Source organism: Aestuariibius violaceus, assembly GCF_040779325.2.
Lineage (GTDB): Bacteria > Pseudomonadota > Alphaproteobacteria > Rhodobacterales > Rhodobacteraceae > Aestuariibius > Aestuariibius violaceus.
On sequence record NZ_JBFONT020000026.1, the window covers coordinates 1 to 1,232 of the forward strand.

1 protein-coding gene and 1 pseudogene are annotated in these 1,232 nt (G+C 58.1%); both read right to left on the bottom strand.

Annotation, left to right across the window (positions count from 1 at the left end; translation table 11 throughout):
* Positions 1-3: 3 nt before the first annotated feature.
* A pseudogene (locus AADZ90_RS22390) lies at positions 4-846 on the bottom strand (IS3 family transposase); the annotation flags it as partial.
* A 47-nt stretch (positions 847-893) separates the two neighbouring features.
* Positions 894-1,232 (bottom strand): transposase (locus AADZ90_RS22395; RefSeq protein WP_367312843.1); only part of this gene is annotated, 339 nt, incomplete at its 5' end.

Sequence of the window (1,232 nt, forward strand, 5' to 3'; positions counted from 1 at the left end):
TGTCTAGCCCCCTGTATCTGGGCCACTGATTTGGGCTCTCTCTAATATAGTTTGTGGAACCGGTGTGCGCATATTGAGCGCCTGATGAGGACGCGTGTGATTGTACTGTTTGAGCCAGTGATCGATGACGACCTGTGCTTGCTTTGTCGTCGAGAACCACTCGGCATTGAGGACCTCTCGACGCAGGGTCCCGTTGAACCGCTCGTTGTAGCCGTTCTCCCAGGGCGATCCTGGATAGATGTGGATCGGCTTGATGCCAACGCGTCGTAGCCAGTCCTGCATCGCTTCGGCTGCGAACTCGGGTCCATTGTCCGATCGGATGTACTCTGGCGAACCGTGCCTTAGGAGCAGCGGATAGAGCGCTTCCAAGACATCGTCGGCTCCCATCTTTGTCCGGACGGTCACCGCCAACGCCTGTCGCGTGAACTCATCCAGAACCGTCAGCATCTTGTAGCTGCGACCGTTGCTGAGCTTGTCGTGTACGAAGTCGCTCGCCATTGTGCTTGAACCAATGGCGCACCATGGCTCGCCCCAGACATGGCTCGGATGCGTGGGCCTCAATCGGACGATCGAGCTGTCCTTGTGGTAGAGCCGTTTGCGTTTCTTGTGGCACTGCGGAAGCTGCACCCCTTCCTCACGCCACAACCGCTCAACCTTCTTGTGATTAACCGCCCAGCCCTCGACGCGAAGGAGTTCGGTGATCTTGCGATAGCCATATCGCCCATACTGCTTCGCCAACCGGATCAGAGCCAACCGCAGCGCATCATCGTCCCTCTGTGTTGGCTGATATTGCAGGGAGCTCCGCGCAAGGCCAATCACCCGGCACGTCCGCCGCTCAGACGTGGCGAGCTTCTGGCGAGTGTGAACGACGGCCTGACGAAGCTCCTATGTGGTCAGGCCCTCGGCTTTAGGTAGTTCAGGCTCTCTTTGAGAATGAGCTTGTCCAGCTCAAGCTCCGCGACGATCTTCTTCAGCCGGGCGTTCTCTTTCTCCAGGCTCTTCATCTCCGACAATTGCGCGCGTCCCGTTCCGCCAAACCGCTTCCGCCAGTTGTAGTATGTCGCATCGCTGATCCCCACGCTCCGACAAGCCGATGCAACGTCATTGCCCGCTGTCAGCTTCAACTCGATCTCACGTAGCAGCTTCAGCACGTCTTCGTCTGAATGTCGCTTCCTCGCCATGCCCAATCCCCTCTCGCGGCAAATGTAATGGCCCAGTTCTAGGGGGGAAGG